Annotated in this window: 8 protein-coding genes; 3 read left to right on the plus strand and 5 right to left on the minus strand. The window is 64.0% G+C overall.

The window, feature by feature from the left end; genetic code table 11:
• A partial coding sequence (locus CWO89_RS38780) for an SPOR domain-containing protein (RefSeq protein ID WP_130583604.1) occupies nt 1-691 on the plus strand: 691 nt, incomplete at its 5' end.
• A gap of 337 nt (nt 692-1,028) precedes the next feature.
• Here the strand turns inward: CWO89_RS38780 and CWO89_RS38785 are convergent.
• Nucleotides 1,029-1,745, minus strand: coding sequence for a DnaJ domain-containing protein (locus CWO89_RS38785; RefSeq protein ID WP_130583605.1), 717 nt, complete (start codon nt 1,743-1,745; stop codon nt 1,029-1,031).
• Between the two features lie 43 nt (nt 1,746-1,788).
• On the opposite strand from CWO89_RS38785, the gene CWO89_RS38790 reads away from it, so the two are divergent.
• Nucleotides 1,789-1,971, plus strand: a complete 183-nt coding sequence (locus tag CWO89_RS38790) for a DUF302 domain-containing protein (RefSeq protein ID WP_130583606.1) — start codon at nt 1,789-1,791, stop codon at nt 1,969-1,971.
• A 13-nt stretch (nt 1,972-1,984) separates the two neighbouring features.
• Here CWO89_RS38790 and CWO89_RS38795 read toward each other — a convergent pair whose 3' ends face one another.
• From CWO89_RS38795 to CWO89_RS38805, 3 genes are all read right to left on the minus strand, one after another.
• Nucleotides 1,985-2,749, minus strand: a complete 765-nt coding sequence (locus tag CWO89_RS38795) for a vWA domain-containing protein (RefSeq protein ID WP_130583607.1) — start codon at nt 2,747-2,749, stop codon at nt 1,985-1,987.
• Between the two features lie 91 nt (nt 2,750-2,840).
• Nucleotides 2,841-3,755, minus strand: a complete 915-nt coding sequence (locus CWO89_RS38800) for an alpha/beta fold hydrolase (protein ID WP_130583608.1) — start codon at nt 3,753-3,755, stop codon at nt 2,841-2,843.
• A gap of 386 nt (nt 3,756-4,141) precedes the next feature.
• A complete protein-coding gene (locus tag CWO89_RS38805) occupies nt 4,142-5,065 on the minus strand; it encodes a division plane positioning ATPase MipZ (RefSeq protein ID WP_130583609.1) in 924 nt (307 codons plus the stop codon).
• Nucleotides 5,066-5,345: 280 nt separating this feature from the next.
• Between CWO89_RS38805 and panC the strand changes: the two genes are divergently transcribed.
• Entirely contained in the window at nt 5,346-6,197 is an 852-nt protein-coding gene (gene panC / locus CWO89_RS38810) for a pantoate--beta-alanine ligase (RefSeq protein WP_130583610.1), read from the plus strand.
• Between the two features lie 33 nt (nt 6,198-6,230).
• Here the strand turns inward: panC and CWO89_RS38815 are convergent, their stop codons facing one another.
• On the minus strand, nt 6,231-6,671 hold the full coding sequence (locus CWO89_RS38815; protein WP_130583611.1) for a DUF1489 family protein: 441 nt from the start codon (nt 6,669-6,671) through the stop codon (nt 6,231-6,233).
• Between the last annotated feature and the right edge of the window lie 181 nt (nt 6,672-6,852).

Genomic DNA, 6,852 nt, shown 5'->3' on the forward strand with positions numbered 1-6,852 from the left:
CGCGCCCCTGACCAACGGCGTGATCCAGAGCCAGCCGATGGCCATTATCCCGGGCTCGGCCGAGCCGATGAAGCCGGTCAAGGTGAAGACGGTTCAGGTCAAGGCCGGCACCACGAAGCTCGCCTCCGCCGCTCCGTCCCAGCCGGCGCCACCGATCACCAATGCGATCCCGGCGCGTCCGGAAGTGGCAGAGACCTCCAGCGCCGTTGTGGCGAGCGCCGATGTCGCCAAGACCGACGCGTCCAAGACCGAAGCCGCCAGACCCGCAGCCCGGACCGAAATGCCGCCGCAGCCCGCCGGGTTCGGCACCGGCAACGGCATCCTCGGCGTGTTGCCCGCGTCGAGCCTGCAGCAGCCCACCTCCTCGCCGCAGACGGTCGCCGCGTTCCAGCCGCAAGCGGTGCAGCCGGTCGCGGTCGCCAAGCCTACGCAGCCTGCCATGCACACCGGCTGGATCATCCAGGTCGGTGCGCTCGAAAGCGAGGACGAGGCGCGCCAGCGTATCGATCTTGCGCGCAACCAGTCGCGCGGCCTCCTCGGCAAGGCAGATCCCTTCACCGAGCCGGTCGTCGGCAAGGATAACCGCAAGCTTTATCGCGCCCGCTTTGCCGGCCTCGAGCGCGAGCAGGCCGAGGCGGCGTGCCGGACGCTGAAACGCGCCGACATCTCCTGCATCACCATCCGCAACTGATCTTTCGGCTAGAGCATTTTCGGTTCTGATTGAATCAGAACCGAAGCTCTAGATTCTTGTTTTGACGCGTTTTCTTCACGCGAACCGGTGTCCACTTCGCTCGAAAACGCTCTAACCTGAAAATCGCAAAGCCGGCGCCCACCAGCGCCGGCTTTCTTGCGTCGGCCCGTGGCAGCGGCGGCTACTCGTTCCCTCGCGAAACTTCTCGGCAAGGATTTACGGTTAAGCTTTCGAGAACAGGGGATCGACCACGCCGGACAACGGCGGGCGAGACCGGAGCGTCAGCACAGAGAAGCAGCGGCAACTCTCGGTTTGTAGCGTTGGTAGCGTGCCGGAGTTAGCTAGAATGCGTGCGAAGCAAGGTATCCTTGGCCTCGTTTACACGGGCAGCGAGGTACGTCGACCCCCCTTGATCGGGATGCAGTTTCTTCATGAGAGCGCGGTGCGCCCGGCTGATCTCGTCACGCGAGGCTCCCGGCTGCAGGCCAAGGACCTGGTAGGCCTCCTCTTCCGTCATTTTGCCGCCCGGCGCCGCGCTGCGCTGCCCCCCTGCCCCGTTGCGCTGCGTGTCCTGACGCCAAGCGGGAAACCGGCGGTCCAGATAGCTTTCAAGTAACGTGACGCTTTCGGCGTCGAAGCCGGCGGCCATCGCCAGCAATCCCTGCAGGTCGAACTCGTCGAGCGAGCGGCCGGCATTCGGTCCTTCCACGATCTGGCCCGACAGCGCGCCGGTGTCGTGGTCGAGGCTCATGTCGAGATATTTCGAGCGCACGCGCGAGCTCTGTCCGGCGGAACGCCGCGCGCCGCCGAAGATGCTGCCGAAATTGCCCAGCACGTTCGGCGACCAGCCGAGCAGGCCGGCGCCAAAGATCCCGAGTGGGATCGCCACCGCAAGTTCTCCCCTGATGCCGGTATAGGCGGCGACTGCGAGCGACAAGACGCCGCCGACGATCTTGATCGCGCGCGCCAGCATCGCCGGGTTGGCGGCCCGAAACATCTGCAGCAGGAGATAAAGCATGACAACGGCGACGACGCCGGCAATCAGAGTTGGCATGGGCGCAATATAATCGCGGCGGCGAGGAAAAGCATCGCGAACCATCGGCGCCGATCTGCCGCTGGAGGCCCTGGTGTGGCAGGAGGCATCCGGCGCCACCTTTCTAGCCTACAATGATCCGGCCTGGCTTGCGCACCGCCACAAGCTGTCGAGCGAAGCGGCGACTGCCGTCAGCAACATGTCGGCCGCGCTCAATGCGTGGCGAAAGCGGCGACGTCATAGGTAGAGCTGAGGTGCAGTCACTTCATCTGGCCGATCAATTTGGCCGCACCGCTTGCCGTTTTCGACAATTGCAGCAGTGCCTCGCGGCCGCCGGCGGCGTAGGCCGCAGCCGCCCGCAGCAGTTCGCGCAATTGCGCCGCTGCACCCGGATCGAAGCGGCAATAGGCGCCGCCGGTCAGCCGCGCAATCTCGCGGAACGTCTGCTCGGCAGTGGCGTCACCGCCTTCCTGGAACATGAAGACGGGTACCTTGAGCAGCCCGAGTTCACCGGCCTTGGCGCAGAGATCGTCGGCGGACTCCTCCATGGCGTCGCCGACGAACACCACGGCCCGCACCCCGGAGGCGACCGCCTCGCGGCGCGTCTCGGACAACACTTTGCCGATCTGGGTATTGCCGCCCTGGCAATCGATCTTGCCCATCAATCTGGCAAGGTGAGCGCTGTCGGAAATCCATCCGGTCGCCCGGCATTCGTTGAAACCGCGGTAATAGACCAGGCGGATATCGAGACTGCCCAGAGAGGCAGCCTCGCGAAACATGTCCGCCTGCAGCGCACAGGCCATGTCCCAGGTCGGCTGCCGGCTCATCGTGGCGTCGAGTGCAAAAATCAGCCTTCCGCGCCCGCTGGCGTGATGCGGCGACATCGCGCGCGCCTTGGCGACGAAGGCGGCGATATCGTCGGAGCTGGACGGAGATGCTTCCGGCAAGCGACCGGACTGGCGGGCCTCGGCCGCCTGCGCAGCGATGTCGTTACCGGATTTCGGTTTGGTCGGTTCGGCAGCCATGAATCCTCGCCGTTGCTGCGAGGATTATGTGGGCCGGGATCAGGAAAGCGTCAATGCGCTCGCGCGGGTGCGCCGAGCGGAGGGGCAGAGGTCAGTTTGGTACCGCGAAGCGATCTTTCTCGGTCTCGGTCTTCTGGACCTTCTTGGCCGAGGGATCCGGCACGTAGAGTGAGACCGGCCCTGGCTCGAGGATCTTCGGCGGCGCGCTCCTGGTGTCGACCGGCGCCACCTCACTGTCGCTATCGACCAGGAACTTGTCGAGCATCGCCTGGATCGAGTTCTTCGCAACGTCCGGTCCGGTGTCGCGCATGTCATTGTGCTGGAAGTTGGTGTTCACCACCGTGATGCCGGACTTCTCGCACTCGTCGGCATCGGGCACGACGCCCGGATCAGGCTTGAACTGCGTGTCCTTCGAGCGGAACGACAGGATCTTGAACTTGGCGTCGGTCAGGAACGGCACGCGCAGATTGTCCAGCGTCACGACCTTCTTGATCTCGTCAGGATACTGCTTGGCGAAGTACATCGAGATGTCGCCGCCCATCGAGTGTCCGACCATGGTGACCTTGGCATAGTCGGCGTTGGGCTGGAGCTTCTTCATTTCGTCGATGGCGAAGTGGATGTTGGCCACGCCGCGCTGGATTTGCGGCAGGCGGCCGACATAGATCTCGCCAGCCTTGGTCACCATCGGCGGGTCTGTCGGCAGGTCGTGCTGCGGGCTGATCACCAGATAGCCGCGCGCGGCAAAGATGTTGGTCAGGAACGAATACTCGGTGTTCTTGACGGTGTTGCCGTGGTTGAGGATCGCCACCGGCAGGGTGATCATGCCGGCGTTGGCCTGCATTTCCTTGTCCCAGCGCACGGCCACGTCGACGGGAACGAGGCGGTTGTCGCGCGCCGGATCATAGAATTTGAGTGTCTCGTGACGGATAGCCCACTTGCTGGCGGTGAAATACGCGCCAGTAACAAGCACGGTAAGTGAAAGCAGAACGGTAATTCCACGTTTCATATTCGTCCTCGGCGCGCCCGCCTCTGGCGCTATATCCCATTTGTCCGGACTCTGACGGTCCGTCTGGATGATATATGTCACAGCGACGTGACGGGAAGTCCAAATGTTGTGTGTTGACCGCCTGATCGTTGTGCGATGCACCTAATCCTTGTGCATCTGCACAAGTCGCTGTGGGATTTGGCTTTCCTCCTAACCCTATGACGGCGCCGCGAAATTCGGGTTCAGGCGCTCGGTACATTTCTAATGAAACGGGCCAGTTTGAGGTTTGTTCCTGGGTTTTTGGCCCTCCCCCGTAGTCGCACGGGGTCCAAGCCGGGGTGACGGGCGAGTTCCATCGGCGGACGACACGGGCCGTCGGTTTCTGCAGCCGGCGTGAGCCGACCCCGTCAAGTTGCGATGATGTCGTGGATCTCGAGCGGCTTGTCGACCTGGTTGAACCATTCGGCCCGGTTGGCCGCGCGGCGGCGGCCGCGCTCGTCCAGCGGCAGCTTCAATTGGCGCAGGAGGCCTGTCACCTCCTCGCGCGCCGTGACGTGGCCCATACTGGGCCGGGTGCCGAGCGTCTGCTCGTCGATATCGTCGAGCGCGGTCAGGCCGCGCGGGAAGAATTCGCGGTAGACGACGCGCTCGGCAAAGCCGTCGATCGAGCGGAAACCGAGCCGCAGCGACAACTGTTTCAGGCCGCTTGCGACGAGCTGCTTGTTGCGCGACCCAAGCATCGAGAGGCGGTTGCGGACCACGATCCAGTCGGTGGTCGCGCCGTCCACCTGCCGGCGCTTGCGCCTGACGTCGCGCACCATCTCGGCGTAATGGCTTTCGCCCGTCACCGAATAGGTGGCGGGATCGATGGTGCCCAGCACGTCGAAATCGAGGAAGCTGTCATTGATCGGCGTCACCAGCGTGTCGGCCATCGAATGGGCGAGCCGCATCAGGTAGGTGTCGGTGCCCGGCGGATCGATGACGATGAAATCGAAATTGCGCTCGACCGCGCTGATCGCCGCCATGAACTGCTGGAACTCGGCGTTCTCGTTCTCCGCGATCTGCATCGTCTCGCCGTATTTGATGCAATGATGCACGGGGATTTCGAGGTCGAGCTTGGTGCGCCGTGCCCAGGCGCGCCGGTTATTGATGTAGCGGGTAAAGCTCTGCTGGCGGCAATCGAGATCGATGGTGGCGACCCGCTGGCCGGCCTTCATCAGCGCGACGGCGATGTGAAGGGCAGTGGTGGATTTACCCGAACCGCCCTTCTCGTTGCCGAGCACCACCACATGGGCGGAGCCGGATTGCCCCTGACTAGCCTGTACCAGCATCACCTGATCCCCCTCGATATCTTCAAATCGGGCGCTTCGACGGTCAAGTGAAATGCGCCATGCGCTTAAGGGGCAGCCGACTGTCTTAATCATGAATCGGTCGCCGGACATGTCAGCCCACAATCGTTTGACGTCACCCAAACGGGTCAGGTGCGCGCGCCTGCCGCCTTGGCGTCGACGCCTTCCCCTTGGTATGGTCGCGTGCCCGCCTCATCGAGCGAGTCCAAGCCCGTCTCGCCCGACCAGACCTTCCCGAACCAGCCCAAGAGATTGAATCCAGATGTCGCGAAGTCCCGTGGTCGTCCGCACCGTCCCTGCCTTGCGCCGCGCCGTTGAGGCTCTACGCGGCAGAAAGGCGATGACAGCGCTGGTGCCAACCATGGGAGCTCTCCATGACGGGCATGTGTCGCTGGTGCGCCTTGCCAAGCGACGCGCCCAGCGCGTCATCGTCTCGATCTTCGTCAATCCGACCCAGTTCGCGCCGACAGAGGATTTCGGCTCCTATCCGCGTACCTGGAAGGACGACGTCGCAAAGCTCGCCGCCGAGAAGGTCGACCTGATCTGGCATCCCGACGTCAAGACGATGTACCCGGATGGCTTTGCCACGCGGATCGCGCCGGAGGGGCCCGCCACCGTCGGCCTCGAAGACCGCTTCCGCCCACATTTCTTCGGCGGGGTCGCAACGGTCGTCGGCAAACTGTTCACGCAGTGCCGGCCGGATTTTGCGATCTTCGGCGAGAAGGATTTTCAGCAGCTCCGCGTCGTGACCCAGATGGCGCGCGACCTCGACCTCGGCGTCAAGGTGATCGGCTCCAAAACCGTGCGCGAGCGCGACGGGCTCGCAATGTCATCCCGCAACGTCTACCTCTCGCCTGAAGAACGGCGCGTGGCGCCGGAGCTCTATCGCGTCATGAAGGAAACCGCCCGCCGCATCCGTGCCGGTGAAGCGATCAAGCCGGCTGTAGCCGGAGGCGCCGAGCTGATCGAAAAGGCCGGCTTCAAGCTCGACTATCTGGAGGTGCGCCACGCCGAGACGCTGGCGCCGATCGCCTCGATCAAGGACGGCCCGCTGCGGATGCTGGTCGCCGCACGGCTTGGCACCACGAGGCTGATCGACAATATCGCGGTGTAACCCGACCGGATATCGATGTAACCCGACCAGCCGTTACAGCAATCCAAGATCGCGCAGTTCGCGCCGCATCGGTTCGGGCATCGCCGCGACGCCGGAAGCGGCCGATTTGGTCAGGTCGGGCGGCGCGGCATCGGCGGTGAGATAGCGCCAGCCCTGGAAGGGACGCATCGGGCGCGGCGATACCGTGATCACCTTGGGCTGCATCACGATGCGGCAGCGGCCGATGCCGTCCTTGTCGCGGAACGGCTCGATCGCGATGATCTTCTCGCGCGCGGCGATCTCGCCGCGGATCACCCAATAGAGCGAGCCGCCGGCAAGGATTTCCTCCTCCCGTTTCGGCGTCATCCGTGTGATGTGGACATGACGCTGCGGCAGGCCCTTCTTCTTCGCGGTCGCCATCCGTTCGGCGACCCAGGTCTTAAGTTCCTTGACCGAGTCACAACCGACGGCGAGCTTGATGAGATGAAGCGGCATGATCGTTTCGCTTTAGCCGCCGGCACCGGTTTTGAAAAGATCAGTCGTCCGAAGTTGCAGGAGCGGCTGTGGACGCCGGTGGTGGCGGCGTGATCGGCACCGGCGCGGGTGCCGGCGGACGTTTGGCCACCGCCTGTTTCTTGGCAGCGGCCGGCGGCGCGGGCGAAGCCGCTGGCGCGGA

Source organism: Bradyrhizobium sp. Leo170, assembly GCF_004296405.1.
Lineage (GTDB): Bacteria > Pseudomonadota > Alphaproteobacteria > Rhizobiales > Xanthobacteraceae > Bradyrhizobium.